Consider the following 22,634-nt stretch of genomic DNA (forward strand, 5'->3'; position numbering starts at 1 on the left):
GTGTAGCCTCCCTTCGATTTTTTCGAAACTGTCTATTTATTATTTTTTACGACCACGAATGATTAACTTGCTAGATTTTTTCTTAGCATCACGAGTTTTCATACCAAGAGCTTTTTTACCCCAAGGAGTTAATGGTGCTGGACGACCGATTGGCGCACGACCTTCACCACCACCGTGTGGGTGATCATTAGGGTTCATTACAGATCCACGTACTTCTGGACGTTTAGATAACCAACGAGAACGACCTGCCTTACCAATGTTAATTAATTCGTGTTGTTCATTTCCTACTGTACCTACTGTTGCACGACAAGTAGATAAAATCATACGTACTTCACCTGAATTTAATCGAACTAAAGTATATTTACCTTCATGTCCTAATACTTGTGCGCTTGTACCAGCTGAACGAATTAATTGTCCACCTTTACCAGGTTTTAATTCGATGTTATGAACAACTGTACCTACTGGAATGTTTGCTAATGTTAAAGCGTTACCGATTACGATATCTGCATCGTCTCCAGATTGGATTTTTTGTCCTACTTTAAGACCTTTTGGAGCAAGGATATAAGTCTTCACTCCATCTTCATAATGGATTAAAGCGATGTTTGCTGAACGGTTTGGATCGTATTCGATTGTTGCAACTGTACCAACAACACCGTCTTTATTACGCTTGAAGTCAATAACACGGTATGCACGTTTGTTACCGCCACCGTGGTGACGAACAGTGATTTTACCTTGACTGTTACGACCAGCTTTTTGTTTTTGACTAGTTAATAAAGATTTCTCTGGTTTTGAAGTTGTGATTTCTGAGAAATCGTAGCCTGTCATATTACGACGACCATTAGAGGTTGGTTTGTAATGTTTAATAGCCACTTAAATGCCCTCCTATTTTACTATATTTACTAATTATTATTCAGCTTCTGAGCCAAATAATTCGATTGTTTTTGAATCAGGTGTTAATGTTACGATAGCTTTTTTATACTTACGGGTGAAGCCTTGGTAGCGGCCCATACGTTTTAATTTACCATCAACATTAACAGTGTTTACTTTAGCAACTTTAACTCCTTCGAACATTGCTTCAACCGCTTGTTTAATATAAGGTTTGTCTGCGCGGCGATCAACTTCGAAAGTATATTTATTTTCATCCATTAAGCGCATTGATTGCTCAGTAATAACCGGACGTAAAATCACTTCTGATAATTGCATTATGCTAAAGCCTCCTCTACTGTAGAAAGTGCAGCTTGTGTAAGAATTACTGTATCGTAATTCATGACATCTAATACGTTAACGTTATTGTCGTCAATGACTTTAACAGTATTGATGTTACGAGCTGAATAAAACGCATTAGTGTTTTCTCCTTCTAAAACTAATAAAGTTTTAGAGTCAACATTAATGTTATTTAAGAATTGGTTGAACTCTTTTGTTTTTGGTGCGTCAAATTGTAATGAATCAACTACAATTAATTTGCCGTCTAATACTTTTTGTGATAACACAGATTGTAAAGCTAAACGACGAACTTTTCTTGGTAATTTATAACTATATGAACGAGGTGTTGGACCAAATACAGTTCCTCCACCAACCCATTGTGGTGAGCGAATAGAACCTTGGCGCGCACGACCAGTCCCTTTTTGTCTCCATGGTTTACGTCCTCCACCACGCACTGCACTTCTATTTTTCACAGCGTGTGTTCCTTGACGTAATGATGCACGTTGCATAATAACCGCATCGAACATAACTCCTTCGTTTGGTTCGATACCGAAGACAGCTTCGTTTAATTCGATTTCTCCCGCTGTAGAACCATCTTGTTTAAATAATGTAACTTTTGGCATTTTATCTCGTTCCTCCTTCCTCAATATTATTTAACTGATTTAATAGCTTGTTTAACTTCTACTAAAGATTTTTTAGCTCCTGGAACATTACCTTTAATTAAGATAACATTGTTTTCAACGTCAACTGAAACAATTTCTAAGTTTTGAATTGTTACACGTTCGCCACCAGTTTGTCCTGGTAATTTTTTACCTTTAAATACTTTAGAAGCATCTGATGCCATACCCATTGATCCAGGACGACGGTGGTAACGAGAACCATGTGCCATTGGTCCACGACTTTGGCCGTGACGTTTAATTGCACCTTGGAAACCCTTCCCTTTAGATGTTCCTGTTACATCGACGATGTCACCCACCGCGAATGTTTCTACTGTGATTTCTTGCCCTACTTCATATTCTCCAAGCTCAACATCACGAAATTCGCGAATGAAGCGCTTAGGAGTAGCATTTGCTTTTGCTACATGACCTTTAGCAGGTTTGTTTGTTAATACTTCACGTAAATCATCATATCCTAATTGGATAGCTTCGTATCCGTCAGTTTCAACTGTTTTTACTTGTAAAACTACGTTTGGAGCAGCTTCGACAACAGTCACTGGAATTAATTCACCATTTTCAGTGAAGAATTGCGTCATCCCTACTTTTGTTCCTAAGATTCCTTTGGTCATGAGTACACCTCCGTTTGTTTTATTTTTATAATTTAATTTCTACGTCCACACCACTTGGTAAGTCTAATTTCATTAATGCATCTACTGTTTTAGCAGTTGGTTCAATAATGTCGATTAAACGTTTGTGTGTACGCATTTCAAATTGCTCACGAGAATCTTTGTATTTATGTGTTGCACGAATAACAGTATATAAAGAACGTTCAGTTGGTAATGGAATTGGTCCAGCTGTTTTCGCTCCTGTTCTTTGTGCTGATTCTACGATTTTGTTCGCTGATACGTCTAAAGCTCTATGTTCATATGCTTTTAAACGAATACGGATTTTTTGTTTTGCCATTTTGTTTCCTCCTTCGTCAAATTTAATTAATATGACTTGCTCCACAAGAATTTCTGACTAAACTAAGCCGTGGCAACTCACCCTAGTGTGTCACAACCTCTCGCTTCATTGCCGTCTTCCCTCTTATATAAGGGGGCCTGTTTTAGAGCATAATAATCCCTATAAATAGGCACAGCTATTATTATACGGAAAACAACGTATAATAGCAAGGCCTTTTTTAAACTTTTTTTGTTTTCGTTTTCAATTTTAATCAAATAAAATAAGCCTTTAATCGGCTTATTCTACTTGATTTATTCATTCTCTTCATTCTGATCCGCTTCATTATTTAAAGCTCGATCTGCTTTTTCAAGTTGCTTGGCCGCAAAGTCTCTACCACCCAATCCAAACGCTAAAGCAAAAGCAACCGCAAATGCACCGAGCAACATGGTAAAACTAGTATTGACAATCGTCTGTGCAAATTTTAATTGATCCAAGGTCATGAAAACAGCAAAGATAATAACACCGTATCGAATGAATTCTCCAAACAATTTACTGCCCGATACTTTCGCTAAAAATGTAGCTAAAACATTCCCTCCAATGATCCCAACTGCTAAGATAATAACTGAGCTCACCACAGCAGGAAGGTAGGCAATAATTGAATTGCCAATTGAGTTTAATACATCTAATTGTAGAACCGAAATGGCTTCAACCATGAAAAATATCATCAATACCGCTTGAATAATTTGAGCCGATACATTTGAAATCAAAATACTCGTTTCGCCTTTAAAGTTTAAATATTGAGAATATTTATCAATACCTGAAGTTTTTAACATACTCTCAATTAAGTCAGCGACCAATTTAGCAATAAAATTACCAATGATTACAAGAACTACCGCAGCCAATACATTCGGTATGACACTCACAATTTGATTCAGAACAGATACAATGGGATCTGAGATGGTCGATACACCTAATATTTGTAGAGCTACCGTGATGATAGGGATGTAAATTAAAACATATATAATAGAAGATAAAACATCAGCTAACCGAGTTTCTGTTACAAATTCTGCTGTTTCCTGCTGTCCGATTAACTTTCTATACCAACGATCAACGTCAATTCCTTCGAATAAATTGCGACTTAATTTTTTGATAAATTTACATAAATAGGATCCGATGATAATAATCATCACGGATACTAGTAAATTAGGGATAAAATCCCAAAATTTATTTAACATTATAATAATAGGGTCCGCTACACCAGATAAATTCAAGCCAGTAAATATGAAAGGTGTAAATAATAGAATGGTCACAAAATATACCAGAGAACCTATTGTTTCAATAAAGATGTTCGATTCCTCGTCATTCTTCGCCATTCCCCATTTTTGCAATTTGCTATCAAACTCTACTTTATCCAATCCTTTTGTAGTTAATTTTTTTGCTAAAAAAGCCATAAATAAGGCTATGACTAACAGTAGGGCAGCGCCCAAAAGACCTGGTAATGCAGAATATATCTTATTAAATAGTTCATTTATTTTCATATAGGTGCTCCTTTCTAACTTCAACAATTATATCAATACCAACAATAAATTGCTAGTCGTCTCATGTTTTAATTATAAATATTCAATCATGATGCAAGAAATTATTAATTCGAATTTTGTTTATGTCTATACATTTTGGTGTGGGTGAACAGAGTCATTTTTTTGACCCACACCATTTGAAATAGAGCTTTTTGTTTTTAGTATCAATAAAGAAAGTGCCTCCTCATTACAGAGAGATTCAACTTTAAGCGTAAAAAAAGGTGATTGACCTAAATCAATCACCTATATAATTTAATTAAAATTATTGAACAACTTTAGTAACAGTACCTGCACCAACAGTACGTCCACCTTCACGGATAGAGAAACGAGTTCCATCTTCGATCGCGATTGGGTGAATTAATTCAACTGTCATTGCTACGTTATCTCCAGGCATTACCATTTCTGTACCTTCTGGTAATTCTACAACACCTGTAACGTCAGTTGTACGGAAGTAGAATTGAGGACGGTAGTTAGCGAAGAATGGAGTGTGACGTCCACCTTCTTCTTTTGATAACACGTAAACTTCTGCCTCGAATTTAGTATGAGGTGTAATTGTTCCTGGTTTCGCTAATACTTGACCACGTTGGATTTGTTCACGTGTAACACCACGTAATAACGCACCAATGTTATCTCCAGCTTCAGCGTAATCTAATAATTTACGGAACATTTCAACACCAGTTACAGTTGTTTTGCTAATTTCTTCAGCAATACCAACGATTTCAACTTCGTCACCAACTTTAACTTGTCCACGTTCAACACGTCCAGTAGCAACTGTACCACGACCTGTGATTGAGAACACATCTTCAACTGGCATCATGAATGGTTTTTCAGTATCACGAACTGGTTCTGGAATGTATGTATCTACAGCTTCCATTAATTCTAATACTTTAGCTTCATATTGTTCTTCGCCTTCTAAAGCTTTTAAAGCTGAACCAGCGATTACTGGAACGTCGTCTCCAGGGAATTCGTATTCAGATAATAAATCACGAACTTCCATTTCAACTAATTCTAATAATTCTTCATCGTCAACCATGTCAACTTTGTTTAAGAAGACAACCATGTAAGGAACACCTACTTGACGTGATAATAAGATATGTTCACGTGTTTGAGGCATTGGACCATCAGCTGCAGAAACTACTAAGATTGCACCGTCCATTTGAGCAGCACCAGTGATCATGTTTTTAACGTAGTCCGCGTGTCCTGGGCAGTCAACGTGAGCGTAGTGACGGTTAGCTGTTTCATACTCGATATGAGAAGTGTTGATTGTGATTCCACGTTCTTTTTCTTCTGGAGCGTTATCGATTTGGTCGTAAGCTTGAGCTTTTCCGAATCCTTGTTTTGCTAACACAGTTGCGATTGCTGCTGATAATGTTGTTTTACCGTGGTCAACGTGTCCTAATGTACCAACGTTAACGTGTGGTTTTGAGCGGTCAAATTTTTCTTTTGCCATTTTAGTTAATTCCTCCTAAGAATGAGTTCTATTTTTATAGATGATTAATCTATCATAATTATTATACCTAGAAAGGACCATAATTTCAATAATACAGTTCTTCTAGATTTTAGTGTGCTAATTCAGGCTTATTCAGCTGATTTAGTACCGTATTTTGCAATGATTTCTTCAGCAATTGATTTAGGAACATCTTCATAGTGATCAAATGTCATTGAGAATGTACCACGTCCTTGAGTTGATGAACGTAATGTAGTTGCATATCCAAACATTTCTGCTAAAGGAATCATTCCTTTAACAACTTGTGCGTTACCACGAATTTCTGAACCTTCAACACGTCCACGACGAGCGTTGATGTGACCCATTACATCACCGAAGTACTCTTCAGGAACGGTAATTTCTACTGCCATCATTGGTTCTAAAATAGATGGATTAGCTTTTTTCGCAGCTGCTTTCAACGCCATTGACGCTGCTACTTTAAAGGCTGTTTCAGATGAATCGACATCGTGGTATGATCCATCATACAATTTAGCTTTAATGTCAACTAATGGGAAACCAGCTAACACACCGTTTTCCATTGCATCTTTCAAGCCGGCTTCGACTGCAGGAATATATTCACGAGGAACAACCCCACCAACAATCGCGTTTTCGAATTCGAATCCTTTACCTTCTTCATTTGGTGTAAATTCAATCCATACGTGACCGTATTGTCCTTTACCACCTGACTGACGAACAAATTTACCTTCTGCTTGAGTAGTACCACGGAAAGTTTCACGATATGAAACTTGTGGAGCACCTACAGTTGCTTCAACTTTAAATTCACGTTTCAAACGGTCAACAATAATATCTAAGTGTAACTCACCCATACCAGCGATGATTGTTTGTCCTGTATCATGGTTAGTTGATGCACGGAATGTTGGATCTTCTTCAGATAGTTTTTGTAAAGCAATCCCCATTTTATCTTGATCTGCTTTTGAGTTTGGTTCAATTGCAACTTCAATAACTGGTTCTGGGAATTCCATTGATTCTAAGATAACTTCTTCTTTTTCATCACATAAAGTGTCACCAGTCGTTGTATCTTTTAATCCTACTGCTGCAGCAATGTCTCCAGAGAATACTTCTGCAATCTCTTGACGAGAGTTAGCGTGCATTTGTAAGATACGTCCTACACGTTCACGTTTCCCTTTAGTAGAGTTCTTAACGTATGAACCTGCTTCTAAAGTTCCAGAGTAAACACGGAAGAATGTTAAGCGACCAACGAATGGGTCTGTCATAACTTTAAATGCTAAAGCAGAGAAAGGTTCTGAGTCATCTGCATGACGTTCTACTTCTTCACCAGTATCAGGTAAAGTTCCTTTAATTGAAGGAATATCGACTGGTGCAGGTAAATAATCAATTACACCATCAAGTAATAATTGAACCCCTTTGTTTTTGAAAGCTGAACCACAGAATACTGGATAAAATTCTGCTGCTACAGTTGCTTTACGAATGGCTGCTTTTAATGTTGGCACGTCAAGCTCTTCACCTTCAAGGTAAGCCATCATTAAATCTTCATCTGTTTCAGCAACAGCTTCAACTAATTTACCACGCCATTCTTCTGCTAATTCTTGGTATTCTTCAGGTATATCAATTTCTTCGATATCAGTACCTAAATCGTTATTATATACGTAAGCTCTCATATTTAATAAATCAATGATACCTCTGAAGTTATCTTCAGCACCAATAGGTAATTGAACAGGGTGAGCATTCGCTTGTAATCGGTTATGGATTGTTCCTACTGAATATAAGAAGTCAGCACCGGTTTTATCCATTTTATTGACGAATACAATACGAGGAACATTATACGCACTTGCTTGACGCCAAACTGTTTCAGTTTGAGGTTCTACACCTGATTGTCCGTCTAATAATGCAACCGCACCGTCCAATACACGTAATGAACGTTCTACTTCGACAGTAAAGTCCACGTGTCCTGGAGTATCGATAATGTTTACACGATGGTTGTTCCATTGAGCTGTTGTTGCAGCTGAAGTAATGGTAATACCACGTTCCTGTTCTTGTTCCATCCAGTCCATTTGAGCTCCACCCTCATGAGTTTCACCAATTTTATGGATACGACCAGTATAGTACAAGATACGTTCTGTCGTTGTTGTCTTACCAGCATCGATGTGAGCCATGATACCGATATTACGTGTTTTTTCAAGAGAAAACTCTCGTTTTGCCATCTGAAATATACCCCTCTTTCATTTTCTGAGTAGATGTCAACAAATGACTGCATTTTACCATTAAATAAAATGCTGTCATTAAAAATTCTAACATAAAAATCTTACCAGCGGTAGTGTGCAAATGCTTTATTTGCTTCTGCCATTTTATGTGTGTCTTCACGTTTACGAACTGAAGCACCTGTATTGTTGGCAGCATCCATGATTTCACGAGCTAAACGAGTTTCCATTGTTTTTTCACCACGTAGACGTGAGTAGTTCACTAACCAACGGATAGCTAAAGTATAGCGACGTTCTGGACGAACTTCTACTGGTACTTGGAAGTTGGCACCACCGACACGACGAGCTTTAACTTCTAATAATGGCATAATGTTTTCAATTGCTTGATCAAAAACTTCTAATGGATCTTGGCCTGTTTGTTCACGGATAATATCGAAAGCTGAATATAAGATTGTTGCAGCTTTACCACGTTTTCCATCAACCATTAAACGGTTAATTGTACGGGTAACTAATTTTGAATTATAAATTGGATCTGCTAAAACTTCACGTTTAGCGATTGCTCCTTTACGAGGCATTCAAAATCCTCCTTTCTGAAATTGTATTTATTTAAGTCTCTATTTTAATTGATTATTTAGATTTAGGTTTTTTAGTACCGTATTTTGAACGGCTTTGAGCACGGTTATTAACCCCTGCTGTATCTAAAGCACCACGAACGATGTGGTAACGTACCCCTGGTAAGTCTTTAACACGACCGCCACGGATTAAAACCACACTGTGTTCTTGTAAGTTATGGCCAATCCCTGGGATATAAGCTGTAACTTCCATTAAGTTTGATAAACGAACACGGGCATATTTACGTAATGCTGAGTTAGGTTTTTTAGGTGTCATAGTACCCACACGTGTACAAACACCACGTTTTTGAGGTGAGAATGTATCTATTTGGGTTTTTTTGAAACTGTTGTAACCTTTATTTAAAGCCGGTGAATTTGATTTAGTTGATTTTGACTTACGTGGTTTATTAACTAATTGATTAATTGTTGGCATTTAAAGGTCCTCCTCTCTTAAAATCTTAGTCCACACATCCAAGTGTGTCATTTTTGAATAAAAAATTTACAGCAACCTTTGTTGCCTCCTAGTGATAGGGTTTTTAAGCAGTCAGCACGACTGGTATTCAGGAATCTGTCATTAAAAACACCTACATAAATTTATCATAAATTATAGGCGCCGTCAACTAAAAAAACAGAAAAATGAGCAAAAATGCTCATTTTTCTATTCCATTTCTTTAACTTGGACTGAATTGACGATTAAATTTCGATTTTTTAGTTTTTCAACTAAATCACTAGGATTATCACTATCAATGTGAATAACGACTCGAATCCCATCCTCTGTATGATACACCACTAAGTTTGTCAGGTTAGAATCTGATTCTAATAATGCATCACCTATCTCCTCAATAACCCCTCGACGATCTTGTTGCACTGCCACTACGACACTAGAACCTGGAATATTATAGCCTGAGATATCAGCAAAGGCTCTAAAAATATCTTTATCCGTGATGATTCCTTTTATCTGGTTGTTTTCACTTACCACTAATACCCCAATATTTGAATTGCGCATAATGACAGCTGCTTCTTCAAGCAGATGATCAGGTGATATTTGGATAACCTGTTTTTCCATAATATCTTTCACTTTTGTTTTATCCAATAGATAATTGAGTTCAAACTTACTTAAACTTGTCGCACCTGATGGTGAATTTTCAGCAATAATACTGCGGGTAATGAGTCCGACTAAACGCTCATTTTCTACTACAGGCAAACGATTAATATTATGTTGCTTCATTAAATCATTTGCATCTATCATGGATGCTTCCGGTCCAATCACAATCAAATTGGTGGTCATATAATTTTTTACATACATCGTTAACTTAACCTCCTAAATAGGCTTTTTGAACTTCATCACTTGCTAATAACTCTTGACCTGCTCCACTTGAAACAATTTTGCCTGTTTCTAAAACATAACCTCGGTCGGCAATGGACAGAGCCATTTTGGCATTTTGTTCGATTAATAAAATGGTCGTGCCTTTTTTATTAATTTCCGTTATTATATTGAATATTTCTCGGATAAAAATCGGAGCTAGACCCATTGATGGTTCATCTAATAATAGTAATTTTGGTTTTGACATCAACGCTCTTCCCATGGCTAACATTTGTTGTTCACCACCTGATAAGGTCGCCGCATCTTGATTAATTCTCTCTTTAAGAACTGGGAATCGCTCAAAAACCTCTTCTACTTCCTGCGCTAAGTTTTCTTTATCCTTTCTTAGAAAAGCACCCATTTCTAAATTTTCCTTAACAGTCATTCCTTTAAATACGTGACGCCCTTCTGGCACATGTATTAGGCCATTTTTTACAATATTTTGTGGACTCATTTTAAGCAAGTCACTATTGTTAAACACCATTGAGCCCGAAGCAGGTTTTACCAATCCAGAGATTGTTCTCAATATAGTTGACTTTCCAGCACCATTTGCTCCGATTAAGGTGACGATTTCGCCTTCTTTAACTTCAAACGAAACTTGTGTTACTGCTTTAATCATACCATAATTGACAACTAAATCATTTACAACAAGCATTATTCGTCACCTCCTAAGTAAGCTCTGATAACATCAGGATTCTGTTTAATTTCCTCAGGAGTACCATGAGCGATTAAACGTCCATACTCCAATACATATATTCTTTGACAGATTTTCATCACTAATGACATATCATGTTCAATTAAAACAATCGTCAAATCAAACTGCTTTCTAATTTGTGCAATTAATTCGGTCAATTCTGCGGTTTCATTAGGATTCATTCCAGCCGCTGGTTCATCTAAAAATAAAATTTTAGGTTTAGTCGCCAACGCTCGAACAATTTCTAATCGGCGCTGTTGTCCATAAGCGAGATTTTTTGCTTTTTCATTTGCTAACTGATCTAAATTGAAAATCTTCAATAGTTCCATTGCTTCGGCTCTTAAGTTTACTTCTGTCTGGTAGTATTGATTGGTTCTAAAGATCGTTGAAAATAGCGAATTGCCTTGTTCACGATTCATGGCGACCATGACATTTTCAATTACAGATTGATCTTTGAATAAACGAATATTTTGAAATGTTCTAGCTAAACCATAACTGCTTATTTTATCCGGTTTTAGTCCATTTAGTATTTTCTCCCCTTGGTGGGTATGCATTTTCACTTCGCCTTCGCTTGGCACATAAACGCCAGTTAACAAATTAAAAAACGTCGTTTTACCTGCCCCATTAGGTCCAATAAGTCCCACTAATTCATTTTTTTCTAAATGCATCGATACATTGGAGACTGCTGCTAAACCACCAAAATTTTTAGTCAACTGATTTACTTCTAATAAACTCATTTAGCTACCTCCTTACGACGATTAAACAAATTAGCAACTATTTGACCGATTCTTAATTCTGAAGTTCCTAACAAACCACCAGGTCTAAAAATCATGATTAAAATAACCGCAAATCCATAAATGATCATTCTTAATTGGCCAAAATCTTGTAAAAATACATTTAATACTCCTAGAATAATGGCGGCTACAAAGGTACCGGTAAAACTACCTATTCCACCAAACACCACAATAATTAAAATATCAATTGATTTAGCAAAAGTATAATCACTCGGCGTCACAATACCAATATAATTCGCTTGTAATGCCCCTGCGATACTGGCGGTGATTGCCCCAATGACAAATGCTAGCACTTTATATTTTGTAACATCAACCCCCATTGCTTCAGCGGCAATTTCATCTTGTTGTATAGCCATTGTCGCACGCCCAGCACTACTATAGACATAATTAAGAATAAATATGGTCGTTATAACTAAAAAGAAATAAACTAATTGCCATGTTGTAACGAGAGGGATTCCACTAATTCCTGCTGGCCCATTGGTTAAATCTCTCATATTGTTAATGACTACCCGAACAATTTCTGCAACACCTAAAGTCGCAATAGCTAAATAATCACCTTTTAATCTTAATGTCGGAATACCTACTATTAAAGCTAGTAAAATAGATAAAACAACACCAATCCCCATTCCTACAAACATGCCGATTAAACTATTTTCGAATGATTTACTAATGATGGCACTGGAGTAGCCACCGATTGCGATAAAAGCAGCATGTCCTAAAGAAAATTGCCCTGCAATTCCTAAGACTAAATTTAGTCCAACAGCATAAATAATATTCAGCATAATAGTAACCAGGGTAATTTGATAAAAACGATTAATAATGCCTCTATTGACTAAAAATGACAATAATACAAATCCTAAAATTGCGGTCAGTAACCATATGATATTTTTTAAATGTAATCTTTGCATCTTGACCACCTAAACTTTCTCTCTCACATTTTTAACGAATAATCCAGAAGGTAATACTAATAATATAACAATTAATAATCCATAAACAGCCGCATCACGATAAGTTGACCATCCTAAGAAAGTTACAATCGTTTCTAATAAGCCAATCAAATAACCACCAACCATCGCACCGGGAATACTACCGATTCCACCTACCACCGCTGCCACGAAAGCTTTCAATCCATACGTAATCCCCATCGTCGGGATAATTGAGTTATAATAAACACCAACTAATACACCCGCAATTCCTGCTAAACCAGATCCAAGAGCAAACGTAAAAGAAATCACCCGATCGACATTGATGCCCATTAATTGAGCTGCTTCTGCATCAACCGCTACTGCACGCATTGCTTTTCCCATCTTGGTATATTTCACAATGATTTGTAATAAAACCATAAAAATAACGGTTGTGATAAAAACAAGTATTTGTTTAGAATTAATTACCAATCCGAACACTCTATAAATTTGGTTCGTAACGGTACTTGGAAAGGCCTTAACTTCAGGTCCCACGAAATAAATCATTGAATTTTGCAGTAAATATGATACACCAATTGCAGTAATGAGGGCTGCCACACGTGTTGAATTTCTCAGCGGTTTATACGCAATCCGTTCAATCACCACTCCTAAAATGGCACAAAAGAACATTGCGACAATCATCGCTAAATAAACATTCATTTGTAAAACACTGACCAAATAATATCCAAAGAAAGCTCCCACCATATAGATGTCGCCGTGAGCGAAGTTTATTAATTTAATGGTTCCATAAACCATGGTATAACCTAAGGCGACCAACGCGTAAATACTCCCCAGGGCAATTCCGTTTATGAGTTGTTGCATAAATAATTGCATAATCATTAACCCCTTCTTACTATAATTTAATTTGTAGTTGGAGTATACCTTAAAACGGCAATTAATTCAATCGAATTATGAGAAACTTTATCATTTTTAAGGAATAAACCCTTTTCATGTCATTAATTCCTGACTAGACTTCCTTTGTTAAATTTATTACAATAAAGTAAACGTTTTCCTAAGGAGGTTAGAGAATGTCGCATCATATCGTTAATTGTGCTGTCACTATTAGTACTCATCCTTTGTTGCAAGGGACACAATCCAAAATAGGGATTCCAACACATCTACTACTAAAACAAACCTTGGAGGTTTATGCTAAAATTATTGAGCGAGAATTACTAGACCCATCCCACTCAATACCTGTTGATTTTTTAAGCGGTTCTATTTTTAAAATCGTCACTGCTTACCAACAAAATCTCATTATAGAAAGCCAATCATATTTTAACGAGTTATTATCTTTTCTAAATCATAATTTCCCTGTAAATTTTCATAAACTCTCTCACCACTACTCTTTTCATCAACAAACGAGACTAGAACAACTAAAAAGTAATGAATTATTAGTAATCCACGAAGATGAGCCTGAATATATTATCCATCAATCATTACTCAATCTCATTGCTTGGTTTCCTTTAACATTAGCCGCTACCTTACATTTTGAGGTAGAGGGAGTTGTTAAAACCATCCCTATTATCAAATCACTTTTAATTGATTGGCTACAAAAACAAGATCGTTTAAAACTCTATAATCTTCAAAGCCTCGAACAGCTTTGTTTACCACTCGACCCTATTGCAGCAGCGCTTATTTTAATGCGACATCGCTGAATCATACTAAATACAAAAATAGACATTTTCTACCGCGCTAACTTAAGATAGCGACAAATAGAAAATGTCTATTGTTTTTTATTAATCTTCTGCTGGTAAGACTAGATTTAAAATAACTCCGACAATAGCACTTAAAGCGGTCCCTGATATGGTTAAAGCTGATCCTAATTCTAAAACAGCCCCACCTAAACCAATGACTAACATTGCACTAGCAATAATAAGATTACGTGAGTGATTAAAATTCGTTCTTGCTTTTATCATGACTTTTAATCCATTACTTGCAATAACCCCATATAAAAGGATGGCCATTCCACCCAATACCGCATTAGGAATGGTTGAAATTAAGGCTGTAAATTTACCAAAGAAACTTAAGATAATCGCAATTACGGCGGCATTTCGAATAACTGACACACTCGCTATTCTAGTCATACCAATAACGCCAGTATTTTCACCATAGGTTGTATTAGCTGGTCCACCGATTAAGGCTGACACAAAAGTTGCTACCCCATCACCAATTAATGTTCGGTGTAATCCAGGTTTTTGAACATAGTCATGATTAGTAATTTCTCCTAATACGATATGATCGCCGATATGTTCGGCAACTGTTACGATAGCAATCGGTAAAATTGCCAAAGCTTCTGGTCCAAAATAAAGATTATATTGTTTTAGACTCGAAAAAGAAGTCGCGAAAGGTAAACTTATGTCAGGAATAGCTAGCCAATTGGCATTAACCACTGGAGTAAAATCTACTAATCCGAAAACAATCGCAAAAAGGTATCCTACGATAATAGCAATTAAGAAAGGTACGACTTTAATAAAGCCTTTGCCTTTGATAGTAATCAGAACTGATACGCCAAATGTCATCAAAGCAACCACAATATTGCGCCAATCACCATCTTTAACGAACCCTGCATTGGTTACGGCTGAATTCGCTAATCCCAATCCAATTACCATAATCATTGGACCAATTACGACTGGTGGAAGAATACGATTAACCCATTCGCTACCAATTTTTTTAATTAATACAGCCGTTAAAACATAGACAATCCCCACCAACATAATCCCTGTTTGAGCTGCATCTATTTCACCACCCATTGCTTCCTTTGCTATCGCCATGGCTGATATGTAAGCAAATGATGAGCCAAGATAAACTGGAACTTGCGCTTTAGTTGCAAAGATATAAATCAGCGTCCCGATACCACTCGCAAATAAAGCGGTAGAAACTGACATCCCCAGTATTAAAGGCACCAGAATTGTTGCGCCAAACATTGCAAATACATGTTGAAAACTAAGCAACACTCCAGGTAAAAAGGCCGGCTTTTCATGAACGTCTAATAATAATGGTTTGTTTGTTGATGTCTCCATCTTTCCCTCTTTTCCGCTATTTTCGTAAAAATGCATACAAAAATAGCCCTTATTTTTGGCTTAAGGGCTTTAACGATCTAATATCGCTAACTAACATGTAGCCTTAGTATACTCTCGGTACACCTTAAAGTCCTTAAATCTCCAATAGTGTATCATATATTCAAAAGCTTGACTAGTCCAATTAATAATTTAATTTATTTTGACGGATTTTTGCCTGATAATTTCTGGATATACTCATTAACTCGCTAAAAAATTCGCGCGTTTCACTTGCTAGTTCAGGGTTTTCTAATCGACTAACTGCTGTTTCAATTACTTTTGATTCTCTACTTGAATCAAGTATATCCATATTCAATTCTATTTTTATCTCAATGACTTCTTCGACCACTTTCATGCGTTCTTCAAATAATTTAACGAGTTGGCGATCAATTCGATCAATTTCAGCACGTTGTTGCTCTAACATTCAATCCCTACTTTCATAATATTCCACTGCCTATTGGGTATCCTACTAACATACAGCTTAAAATCGTCACCACCAGTATCCAAAAACCAATAATTAATGCCTGGCGACTTGTAAGCCATCTTTCACCAATCGCAATGGCTACATAAGGCATCGCTGGTGGGGTCATCATCGCCATCGATGACATAAATCCAATAAATACCGCAATTAAAGCTGAATTAGCGCTAAAATCCAAAGAATTAGCCAATGCAATGGCCACTGCCGATACAACCGATACGGTAACCAAATTGGAACTTAGGTTTGTTTGCAAACCTGCCCAAATAACAAAAATTAATACTACTACAAATCCTGACAAATTATTAAAGATAGGAGATATCCCATTATTTAAGAGTGCTACAATCCCAACATTCTCATTAGCGAGCATACTCCCCAACGCTAAAGTGGCTGCCACCAATAGTAAACTTGGCCAATAAACGCCTTCTTTCATAGCCTTGTTAATATCAAGTAACGGTTTGCCTGAAATTCGTATCACTGCTAACATAATCACGCCCATTAAAGGCGGGAACACAATCCCTGCTTGTTTAAAAAAAGCTGAAAGCCCAGGCAGAATCATCACAAATAATTCTGGTAACAACCACATCGCTACGACCATTGCAAAAACCGTCACAATCCATTTTTCTTCACGTGACATTTTAGGAATACTTTTTAGTGATTCAAGACGTTGACTTGTGACTTCTGCTAATTCTAATTTCCAAACATATTTTATAAAAATTAATAAAAAGATAAAAATAAAGATACCTGTCGGAATACCAATCATCATGTATTGAAAATAACTTATCGAAGCCTTAAAAGCAGCTTCATACAAACCAATGGCCGTTATCGCAAACACATGATTAATCGGTGTCATTGCAGTCCCTATTGCAATAGTGGTATATAATGTAAAAAGCATAATCGCAGCATTGCGATTCCCTTTATCAAATCCGAACTGATGAGCCAATTCTTCAAAAATAGGATACGCAATCATAAACAAAATAGTCGGCGAAATAAAACTGCCTAAACATAACATAACACAATAAAAGGCAATCAATAGTTTCCAAGAGGAGGCTTGAGCCCATCGACTGTGAAGAGCCCATGCAGTCACTCGTTTAATAAAATAAGTTTGCTCCAAGGAATAGGTCAATAAAAATGTAAATAATAAAAATGCGAAGGTTATATTACCAAAAGAAAGTGGTAATATTTTTGTGAATCCAACTTCTGGTATTAAAGCCATCCCAAATAAACATAAGAGACTTGGCCAATCAATTGCGATAAATAACCACAATAATAGGCTACTGATAAAAATACCTAACATAGAAAGGGTCAACGGATTCATTCCTAATAAATTCCAACTGAAGTATTGATTACCCAAAATGGTTAAATAAATAATCAAACTTAATAATAGAACCAGTTTTTGCAATAAACTATTCTTTTTCATATGTTTTGATTCTCCTAACTTAACAGCATTGCATCTGAAGTTACTGCTTCGCCACTATGTTGCTTAAATAAATCTAATAAATCAATCACGGTCATGTTTTTCTTTTCATGCTCTTTAACATCCAAAATGACTTTTCCATGATGTAACATAATCAATCGATTGCCATATTTTATCGCATCCGCCATATTATGCGTAATCATTAAGGCAGTTAAATTCTGTTCGGCAATTATTTTATCGGTTAGGTTTAACACCATTTCACTCGTTTTAGGATCTAAGGCAGCCGTATGTTCATCTAACAATAATAATTCTGGTTCTCTTAAGGTGGCCATCAATAATGTTAAGGCTTGTCTTTGACCACCTGATAAAAATTCGACATCTGTATTTAACCGATTTTCCAACCCTAAACCTAAAGACGATAATTTATTTTTTATAAATTCGCGTTCAGATCGTTTTACGCCCCATGATAAACCACGATTTAACCCTCTACGGTTTGCTAGTGCCATATTTTCTTGAATCGTTAAACGACGTGCCGTCCCCAATTTAGGGTCTTGAAACACATAGCCTATTTTATTAGCTCTTTGATGGTTTGATAAAGTAGTGATATCCGCCTCTCCAATCATAATCGTTCCTTGATCAGGAATATGATGACCCGCAATGGTATTAAGCAAAGTAGATTTACCTGCCCCATTGCCTCCGATAACCGTTACGAAATCACCTTTATCTAAGGTTAAATCAATTCCTTTCAAAACATGGTTTTCATTCACGGTTCCCATCCCAAAAGTTTTGTGAATATTATTTAAAACTAATTGACTCATTTTGAACGACCTCCATTAGCAATACCTTTTTTCTGTAACTGATTTCTTTGAAACTCAGGTAGATATAACACAATTGTTAGTAAGATTGCTGAGAATAATCTTAAGTCTGTTGCGCGAATACTGATCAATTGCTGATTTAAAATGATGTCAATGATTAAGCGATACACAAAACTTCCTAAAATAAGCGAAATCATACGAATAGCAAGCGGTTTGTTAGGTAAGATGACTTCAGCCACAATAATAGAAGCCAAGCCAATGACAATCGTCCCGATTCCCATACCAATATCACTAAATCCATCTTTTTGAGCAACCAATGCTCCTGCTAACGCAATTAACCCATTACCTAGCATATAACCTAAAGTTTTCATTCTTTTAGTATTAATGCCATTGGCCGAACTCATCGTTTCATTATCCCCAGTGGCTCTTAAGGCTAAGCCAATCTCTGTATTTAGAAAGGTCACTAGTAAAATAATAATAACTGCCAAAATTAATAAAGTTACCACGGTTACACTAAAATTTTTACTCCATCCCGTCGCTTCTTGAACTATTGAATATAAGGTTGATTGACCCAATAAAGCTATATTAGGCCGGCCGGTCATCACATGTAAATTAATGGAATACAACGCGGTTAACAGTAAAATACCGGTCAATAGAGCAGGGATTTTTAATTTCGTATGAATCCACCCTGCAACCACTCCGGCTAAGCCGCCTCCAAAGAAAGCCGCAATGGTTGCAAAAATGGGGTGTACCCCACTGGTGATTAAGGTAGCACAAATAGCCGCACCAAGAGGAAAGCTCCCTTCCGCAGACAAATCAGCTATATCAAGCAAGCGAAAGGTAATATAAACGCCTAAAGCCATAACGGCCCAGACAACACCTTGTGTAAAACTCGATGTAATAATTTCCAACATTTCTTTTTTCCTTCTTTCACATAGTAAATCATTCATTTAATAACTTAAACACAAAAAACGAAGCTGTTTTTATTTTTGGTAGCTGTGCTATCTATAAAAAAGTTTTATATTCTATGTTTTATTGTAAATCATTTGTGGATTAAGTTTCAATATCGATTTGAGATTTTTCCTTTTATTTCATAATTCTCTCAACTTATGCACAACTTTTTCATAAAAAAGCTAGTTATACACAGGTTGTCCACAAGTTGAGAGTAAATTGTTCATAACTTATTTAATGGAATCTGGATCTACGCCAATCGCTTGTGCAAATTCCTCATTTACAATTAATTGTAACTTGTCAGCAGTCTCAATCGGCATATCAGCAGGTTTTAAATCTTCTGAAACTAACTTAATTAACATATTTGCTGTTTGAATGCCGTAATCTTCATAAGAATTAGATAAAGTTGCTAAGCCATTTTTTTGCACCACAGAATCGGAAGAACCAATTGTTGGAATTCCGGCCTGTTTGGCTAAATCCCCCACTAATGAGATTGAACTATCAATGGTATTGTCAGTGACCATGAACATCGCATCGACTTTTTCAACTAGTGAGCCCATGACTTGAGCAATATCGTTAGTGCTAGTCACTGTCCCTACTTCTACCTTAACACCTTTGGCTTCAAATTCTTCAGTCGCTTTGTCGGTTAACACTACCGAATTAATTTCACTCGAATTAAAAATCATCCCTACAGTTTTAACATCGGGAAAATTATTGAGTAATAAAGCCACTTGTTCAGCAATCGGTGCCATATCGGTCGTCCCCGTTACATTGCGTCCAGGCTTTTCCAAAGATTCTGCTAATCCTGCTTCAACAGGATCAGTAACCGCTGCTATAAAAATAGGTTTAGTTGACTCAACCGTAGCTAGAGCTTGAGCTGCAGGAGTCGCAATAGCAAATAACAAATCATTTTCTCTTGCTAATTTTTCACTCATTGATTGTAAATTTGCCATATCGCCACTTGCGTTTTGCACATTGATTTCTACTCTATCCGCTAATTCAGAGTTATTTAAAGTTTCCTCAAACCCTTTTAATACCGCATCTAGTGCTTCATGTTCAACTGTTTGTAAAACACCAATTTTTATTGTATCCTCGGCAGTTACTCGTTGTAAGGGTAACACGGTTATAAAACTTAATAAAACTAACACCACTAAACTAAATCGACTGAAATTATTGTTCGTTTTCATCTTTATTCTCCTACTCTACTTTTAAATTTGTAATATCAATCCCTAATGCTTCCGCAACTTTCTCATTAATAATTAAATTATTTTCGCTCGCTGATTCTACTGGCACCTCTGAAACATTTAAATTTTCTTCTTGCTGTTTAACAACCATTGCTGCCGTTTGTTTACCTAAGTTATAATAATTTAATCCGTATGTTACTAATCCATTTTCATTAATCATATCTTCTGAGCCACCGACGATTGGCAGCTTGGCTTCGATAGCTAAGTCACCTACTAAGGTCATTGCACTCGCAACAGTATTATCTGTTACAGTGAATATTGCATCCACTTTACTTACTAAAGAACCCATCACCTGACTAATATCATTAGTAGAGGTCACAGTTGCTTCTTCAACCTTTAGCCCTACTGCAGTTAATTGTTCTTTGGCGTTCTCTGCTTCTGATAACGAATTTGCCTCCCCTGAATTGTATAAAAGACCGATTGTTTTTGCTTCTGGGGCAACTTTTTGTAATAATTTCACTTGCTCTTCAATTGGGGCAGCATCGATGGTACCTGTCACATTTTTACCTGGTTTGTCTAAACTGTCAACCAAGCCAGCGCTGACTGGATCCGTTACAGCTGAGAAATATAATGGTTTATCTCCAGCTACATTGGCTAATGCTTGAGCTGCAGGAGTTGCAATCGCAAAAAGTACATCATTGTTATTCACTAATTTTTCACTCATAGATTGTAGATTAGCATTGTCAGCAGCAGCATTTAAGAAATCAATTTCAAGGTTTTTGCCCTCTTCATAACCGGCTTCTTTTAATCCATCGATGAATCCTTGATACGTTGCATTTAAAGATTCATGTTCAACATATTGTAAAACACCAACCTTTAAAGTTTCTTCTGCAAGAACAGGTGAAACATATCCTAGCACCAAAGCTAAAATTCCTAATAACTTCATTAACTGCAAATAATAATAACCTTTTTTCATTTTATTTCCTCCTAAAAATTAAAAGACCTGTTTAGTTAATCTAAACAGGTCTTTTAAGACTCACTACCAAAACAAAGATGCTTGGATGCTCTCTTATTACGTCCCGCTTAGATTTTTACAACATCTATGCGGGCATCAAAATTTTTCAGCTCCCATAGATACAAACTTTCGTTTCCGGTTTGTACCCATAGTAGATACAAACACTATCTAAAGTAGCTGTAAAAATATGATACATTTTGTAATAAGTGCGTATTCATCGTTAACATCACCTTTCTTTTGATTTCTTATCCATAGTTTATTAGATAAAATGATAAAAGTCAATAGGTTTTTAACATAAATCTCATTTTATTTTAACTTTATTTCATAAGAGCTCTTTTTCATTCGTTAAATCACCTGAATCTTTTAAATTAAACCCATAATTTAATTCGGGTTGCGGTAATTCATATTTAAAATAAACAACGAAGAAATCTTTAACTCTAGCTAATAATTCTCGTGTTTCTCTTTCGAATCGTGTTGAACTTGCTTCATCAGCTGGTATACCAATCGCTTGCATACCAAATCCTTCTGCTAATAATAACGCTCTGGACAAATGATACCCTTGAGTAATAATGATAACTTTTTCTTGATTTAAAACATGCTTTAATCGATATAAACTGTCATAAGTAGAATAGCCTGCATGATCTAAATAGACTTTTTCACTCTTGACCCCTTTACTAACTACATACTTTTTCATTACGGCAACCTCGTTATAGTACATATCCATATGATCACCACTCATAATAATCGGATTATTCGGAAATGCCTGATGAAACGCCACTGCTTTATCTAACCTTAACTTTAAAATAGTGCTAGGAGTGTCTGCATCAATAATCCCAGCCCCTAATACTAATACCGGAACAGATTCATCTTGCATCAACGGTTCTTGTTGAAGAGTATCAATTTCTTGAAAATTCGTCATTCCCTTTATAATGACCAAGCCATTTATCAAGATTATGCCTAATCCAACTGCTATCATTCCATATAAAATCAATTTAATAATCCCCTTGATAAATTTCCATACTGTTTTCATCTTTTTCCCCTTATTATTAAAAACGCTCCTTTTCAAATAATAATAAAAGTGGGTAACAAACGAAAATATAAATTCCGCTCTCGCTACCCACTCCCTTTTTGATTAAGGCCATTTCAATAGGCATAATTTTATTCAATCTTTAAGTTTAATTAAACCAAAGTTTTATCTTTATCACTGCTAACATCATTGGAGGTGGACCAGAAGTTGAAAATGAAATAATTTT

The 22,634-nt window shown here is 36.2% G+C and carries 24 protein-coding genes; 1 reads left to right on the forward strand and 23 read right to left on the reverse strand.

Going from position 1 to position 22,634, the window contains the following annotated elements:
* Nucleotides 1-39: 39 nt before the first annotated feature.
* The 15 genes from rplB to LB888_RS04475 all read right to left on the reverse strand — a co-directional run bounded on the left by rplB (nucleotide 40) and on the right by LB888_RS04475 (nucleotide 13,302).
* The gene (gene rplB / locus LB888_RS04405; protein WP_066124395.1) at nucleotides 40-870 is read right to left on the reverse strand and encodes a 50S ribosomal protein L2; all 831 of its coding nucleotides are present in this window, start codon (nucleotides 868-870) and stop codon (nucleotides 40-42) included.
* 36 nt (nucleotides 871-906) lie between these two features.
* On the reverse strand, nucleotides 907-1,203 hold the full coding sequence (locus tag LB888_RS04410) for a 50S ribosomal protein L23 (protein ID WP_071407915.1): 297 nt from the start codon (nucleotides 1,201-1,203) through the stop codon (nucleotides 907-909).
* Nucleotides 1,203-1,826 carry a 50S ribosomal protein L4 gene (rplD, locus tag LB888_RS04415; RefSeq protein WP_318753740.1) on the reverse strand — a complete coding sequence of 208 codons (624 nt, stop codon included), beginning with the start codon at nucleotides 1,824-1,826 and terminating at the stop codon, nucleotides 1,203-1,205. Before rplD ends, LB888_RS04410 begins: the two co-directional genes overlap by 1 nt.
* A gap of 26 nt (nucleotides 1,827-1,852) precedes the next feature.
* Nucleotides 1,853-2,488 (reverse strand): 50S ribosomal protein L3, encoded by a 636-nt coding sequence (rplC, locus tag LB888_RS04420; RefSeq protein WP_318753741.1) that lies wholly within the window; start codon nucleotides 2,486-2,488, stop codon nucleotides 1,853-1,855.
* A 25-nt stretch (nucleotides 2,489-2,513) separates the two neighbouring features.
* A complete protein-coding gene (gene rpsJ / locus LB888_RS04425; RefSeq protein WP_066124402.1) occupies nucleotides 2,514-2,822 on the reverse strand; it encodes a 30S ribosomal protein S10 in 309 nt (102 codons plus the stop codon).
* Between the two features lie 290 nt (nucleotides 2,823-3,112).
* On the reverse strand, nucleotides 3,113-4,339 hold the full coding sequence (locus LB888_RS04430) for a mechanosensitive ion channel (protein WP_318753742.1): 1,227 nt from the start codon (nucleotides 4,337-4,339) through the stop codon (nucleotides 3,113-3,115).
* A 301-nt stretch (nucleotides 4,340-4,640) separates the two neighbouring features.
* Nucleotides 4,641-5,828 carry an elongation factor Tu gene (gene tuf, locus LB888_RS04435; protein WP_318753743.1) on the reverse strand — a complete coding sequence of 396 codons (1,188 nt, stop codon included), beginning with the start codon at nucleotides 5,826-5,828 and terminating at the stop codon, nucleotides 4,641-4,643.
* 128 nt (nucleotides 5,829-5,956) lie between these two features.
* The gene (gene fusA / locus LB888_RS04440; protein WP_318753744.1) at nucleotides 5,957-8,047 is read right to left on the reverse strand and encodes an elongation factor G; all 2,091 of its coding nucleotides are present in this window, start codon (nucleotides 8,045-8,047) and stop codon (nucleotides 5,957-5,959) included.
* 101 nt (nucleotides 8,048-8,148) lie between these two features.
* A complete protein-coding gene (gene rpsG / locus LB888_RS04445) occupies nucleotides 8,149-8,619 on the reverse strand; it encodes a 30S ribosomal protein S7 (RefSeq protein ID WP_066124410.1) in 471 nt (156 codons plus the stop codon).
* Nucleotides 8,620-8,671: 52 nt separating this feature from the next.
* On the reverse strand, nucleotides 8,672-9,088 hold the full coding sequence (gene rpsL / locus LB888_RS04450; RefSeq protein WP_078755471.1) for a 30S ribosomal protein S12: 417 nt from the start codon (nucleotides 9,086-9,088) through the stop codon (nucleotides 8,672-8,674).
* Nucleotides 9,089-9,313: 225 nt separating this feature from the next.
* A complete protein-coding gene (locus LB888_RS04455) occupies nucleotides 9,314-9,961 on the reverse strand; it encodes a CBS domain-containing protein (protein WP_276647353.1) in 648 nt (215 codons plus the stop codon).
* A gap of 7 nt (nucleotides 9,962-9,968) precedes the next feature.
* The gene (locus LB888_RS04460) at nucleotides 9,969-10,673 is read right to left on the reverse strand and encodes an ABC transporter ATP-binding protein (protein WP_318753745.1); all 705 of its coding nucleotides are present in this window, start codon (nucleotides 10,671-10,673) and stop codon (nucleotides 9,969-9,971) included.
* A complete protein-coding gene (locus tag LB888_RS04465) occupies nucleotides 10,673-11,449 on the reverse strand; it encodes an ABC transporter ATP-binding protein (RefSeq protein WP_318753746.1) in 777 nt (258 codons plus the stop codon). Before LB888_RS04465 ends, LB888_RS04460 begins: the two co-directional genes overlap by 1 nt.
* Entirely contained in the window at nucleotides 11,446-12,414 is a 969-nt protein-coding gene (locus LB888_RS04470; protein ID WP_078755467.1) for a branched-chain amino acid ABC transporter permease, read from the reverse strand. Before LB888_RS04470 ends, LB888_RS04465 begins: the two co-directional genes overlap by 4 nt.
* Nucleotides 12,415-12,423: 9 nt before the next feature.
* Nucleotides 12,424-13,302 carry a branched-chain amino acid ABC transporter permease gene (locus LB888_RS04475; RefSeq protein WP_078755549.1) on the reverse strand — a complete coding sequence of 293 codons (879 nt, stop codon included), beginning with the start codon at nucleotides 13,300-13,302 and terminating at the stop codon, nucleotides 12,424-12,426.
* A gap of 194 nt (nucleotides 13,303-13,496) precedes the next feature.
* Here LB888_RS04475 and LB888_RS04480 point away from each other — a divergent pair, with 194 nt between their 5' ends.
* Nucleotides 13,497-14,123, forward strand: coding sequence for a hypothetical protein (locus LB888_RS04480; protein ID WP_318753747.1), 627 nt, complete (start codon nucleotides 13,497-13,499; stop codon nucleotides 14,121-14,123).
* An 81-nt stretch (nucleotides 14,124-14,204) separates the two neighbouring features.
* Here LB888_RS04480 and LB888_RS04485 read toward each other — a convergent pair whose 3' ends face one another.
* From LB888_RS04485 to LB888_RS04520, 8 genes are all read right to left on the reverse strand, one after another.
* On the reverse strand, nucleotides 14,205-15,488 hold the full coding sequence (locus tag LB888_RS04485) for a uracil-xanthine permease family protein (RefSeq protein ID WP_311920616.1): 1,284 nt from the start codon (nucleotides 15,486-15,488) through the stop codon (nucleotides 14,205-14,207).
* 181 nt (nucleotides 15,489-15,669) lie between these two features.
* Nucleotides 15,670-15,948 carry a chorismate mutase gene (locus LB888_RS04490; protein WP_318753748.1) on the reverse strand — a complete coding sequence of 93 codons (279 nt, stop codon included), beginning with the start codon at nucleotides 15,946-15,948 and terminating at the stop codon, nucleotides 15,670-15,672.
* Between the two features lie 13 nt (nucleotides 15,949-15,961).
* Nucleotides 15,962-17,419: an SLC13 family permease gene (locus tag LB888_RS04495; RefSeq protein WP_318753749.1), complete on the reverse strand. Its 1,458-nt coding sequence runs from the start codon at nucleotides 17,417-17,419 to the stop codon at nucleotides 15,962-15,964.
* A gap of 14 nt (nucleotides 17,420-17,433) precedes the next feature.
* On the reverse strand, nucleotides 17,434-18,234 hold the full coding sequence (locus LB888_RS04500; RefSeq protein ID WP_078755462.1) for an ABC transporter ATP-binding protein: 801 nt from the start codon (nucleotides 18,232-18,234) through the stop codon (nucleotides 17,434-17,436).
* Complete coding sequence (locus tag LB888_RS04505) at nucleotides 18,231-19,145, reverse strand: ABC transporter permease (RefSeq protein ID WP_245631302.1); 915 nt, start codon at nucleotides 19,143-19,145, stop codon at nucleotides 18,231-18,233. The genes LB888_RS04500 and LB888_RS04505 overlap by 4 nt, the downstream gene beginning before the upstream one ends.
* A gap of 267 nt (nucleotides 19,146-19,412) precedes the next feature.
* Nucleotides 19,413-20,369: an ABC transporter substrate-binding protein gene (locus LB888_RS04510; RefSeq protein WP_066126702.1), complete on the reverse strand. Its 957-nt coding sequence runs from the start codon at nucleotides 20,367-20,369 to the stop codon at nucleotides 19,413-19,415.
* Between the two features lie 10 nt (nucleotides 20,370-20,379).
* Nucleotides 20,380-21,342: an ABC transporter substrate-binding protein gene (locus tag LB888_RS04515; RefSeq protein ID WP_318753750.1), complete on the reverse strand. Its 963-nt coding sequence runs from the start codon at nucleotides 21,340-21,342 to the stop codon at nucleotides 20,380-20,382.
* A 361-nt stretch (nucleotides 21,343-21,703) separates the two neighbouring features.
* Complete coding sequence (locus LB888_RS04520; protein ID WP_318753751.1) at nucleotides 21,704-22,411, reverse strand: vancomycin high temperature exclusion protein; 708 nt, start codon at nucleotides 22,409-22,411, stop codon at nucleotides 21,704-21,706.
* Between the last annotated feature and the right edge of the window lie 223 nt (nucleotides 22,412-22,634).

Source organism: Globicatella sp. PHS-GS-PNBC-21-1553 (genome assembly GCF_033564055.1).
Taxonomy (GTDB): Bacteria; Bacillota; Bacilli; order Lactobacillales; family Aerococcaceae; genus Globicatella; species Globicatella sulfidifaciens.

Excerpts from the sequence above, each read along its gene's own strand:
- LB888_RS04410 (WP_071407915.1), bottom strand. The coding sequence starts at position 1,203 with ATGCAATTATCAGAAGTGATTTTACGTCCGGTTATTACTGAGCAATCA.
- rplD (WP_318753740.1), bottom strand. The coding sequence starts at position 1,826 with ATGCCAAAAGTTACATTATTTAAACAAGATGGTTCTACAGCGGGAGAA.
- rplC (WP_318753741.1), bottom strand. The coding sequence starts at position 2,488 with ATGACCAAAGGAATCTTAGGAACAAAAGTAGGGATGACGCAATTCTTC.
- rpsJ (WP_066124402.1), bottom strand. The coding sequence starts at position 2,822 with ATGGCAAAACAAAAAATCCGTATTCGTTTAAAAGCATATGAACATAGA.
- LB888_RS04430 (WP_318753742.1), bottom strand. The coding sequence starts at position 4,339 with ATGAAAATAAATGAACTATTTAATAAGATATATTCTGCATTACCAGGT.
- tuf (WP_318753743.1), bottom strand. The coding sequence starts at position 5,828 with ATGGCAAAAGAAAAATTTGACCGCTCAAAACCACACGTTAACGTTGGT.
- fusA (WP_318753744.1), bottom strand. The coding sequence starts at position 8,047 with ATGGCAAAACGAGAGTTTTCTCTTGAAAAAACACGTAATATCGGTATC.
- rpsG (WP_066124410.1), bottom strand. The coding sequence starts at position 8,619 with ATGCCTCGTAAAGGAGCAATCGCTAAACGTGAAGTTTTAGCAGATCCA.
- rpsL (WP_078755471.1), bottom strand. The coding sequence starts at position 9,088 with ATGCCAACAATTAATCAATTAGTTAATAAACCACGTAAGTCAAAATCA.
- LB888_RS04455 (WP_276647353.1), bottom strand. The coding sequence starts at position 9,961 with ATGTATGTAAAAAATTATATGACCACCAATTTGATTGTGATTGGACCG.
- LB888_RS04460 (WP_318753745.1), bottom strand. The coding sequence starts at position 10,673 with ATGCTTGTTGTAAATGATTTAGTTGTCAATTATGGTATGATTAAAGCA.
- LB888_RS04465 (WP_318753746.1), bottom strand. The coding sequence starts at position 11,449 with ATGAGTTTATTAGAAGTAAATCAGTTGACTAAAAATTTTGGTGGTTTA.
- LB888_RS04470 (WP_078755467.1), bottom strand. The coding sequence starts at position 12,414 with ATGCAAAGATTACATTTAAAAAATATCATATGGTTACTGACCGCAATT.
- LB888_RS04475 (WP_078755549.1), bottom strand. The coding sequence starts at position 13,302 with ATGCAATTATTTATGCAACAACTCATAAACGGAATTGCCCTGGGGAGT.
- LB888_RS04480 (WP_318753747.1), top strand. The coding sequence starts at position 13,497 with ATGTCGCATCATATCGTTAATTGTGCTGTCACTATTAGTACTCATCCT.
- LB888_RS04485 (WP_311920616.1), bottom strand. The coding sequence starts at position 15,488 with ATGGAGACATCAACAAACAAACCATTATTATTAGACGTTCATGAAAAG.
- LB888_RS04490 (WP_318753748.1), bottom strand. The coding sequence starts at position 15,948 with ATGTTAGAGCAACAACGTGCTGAAATTGATCGAATTGATCGCCAACTC.
- LB888_RS04495 (WP_318753749.1), bottom strand. The coding sequence starts at position 17,419 with ATGAAAAAGAATAGTTTATTGCAAAAACTGGTTCTATTATTAAGTTTG.
- LB888_RS04500 (WP_078755462.1), bottom strand. The coding sequence starts at position 18,234 with ATGAGTCAATTAGTTTTAAATAATATTCACAAAACTTTTGGGATGGGA.
- LB888_RS04505 (WP_245631302.1), bottom strand. The coding sequence starts at position 19,145 with ATGTTGGAAATTATTACATCGAGTTTTACACAAGGTGTTGTCTGGGCC.
- LB888_RS04510 (WP_066126702.1), bottom strand. The coding sequence starts at position 20,369 with ATGAAAACGAACAATAATTTCAGTCGATTTAGTTTAGTGGTGTTAGTT.
- LB888_RS04515 (WP_318753750.1), bottom strand. The coding sequence starts at position 21,342 with ATGAAAAAAGGTTATTATTATTTGCAGTTAATGAAGTTATTAGGAATT.
- LB888_RS04520 (WP_318753751.1), bottom strand. The coding sequence starts at position 22,411 with ATGAAAACAGTATGGAAATTTATCAAGGGGATTATTAAATTGATTTTA.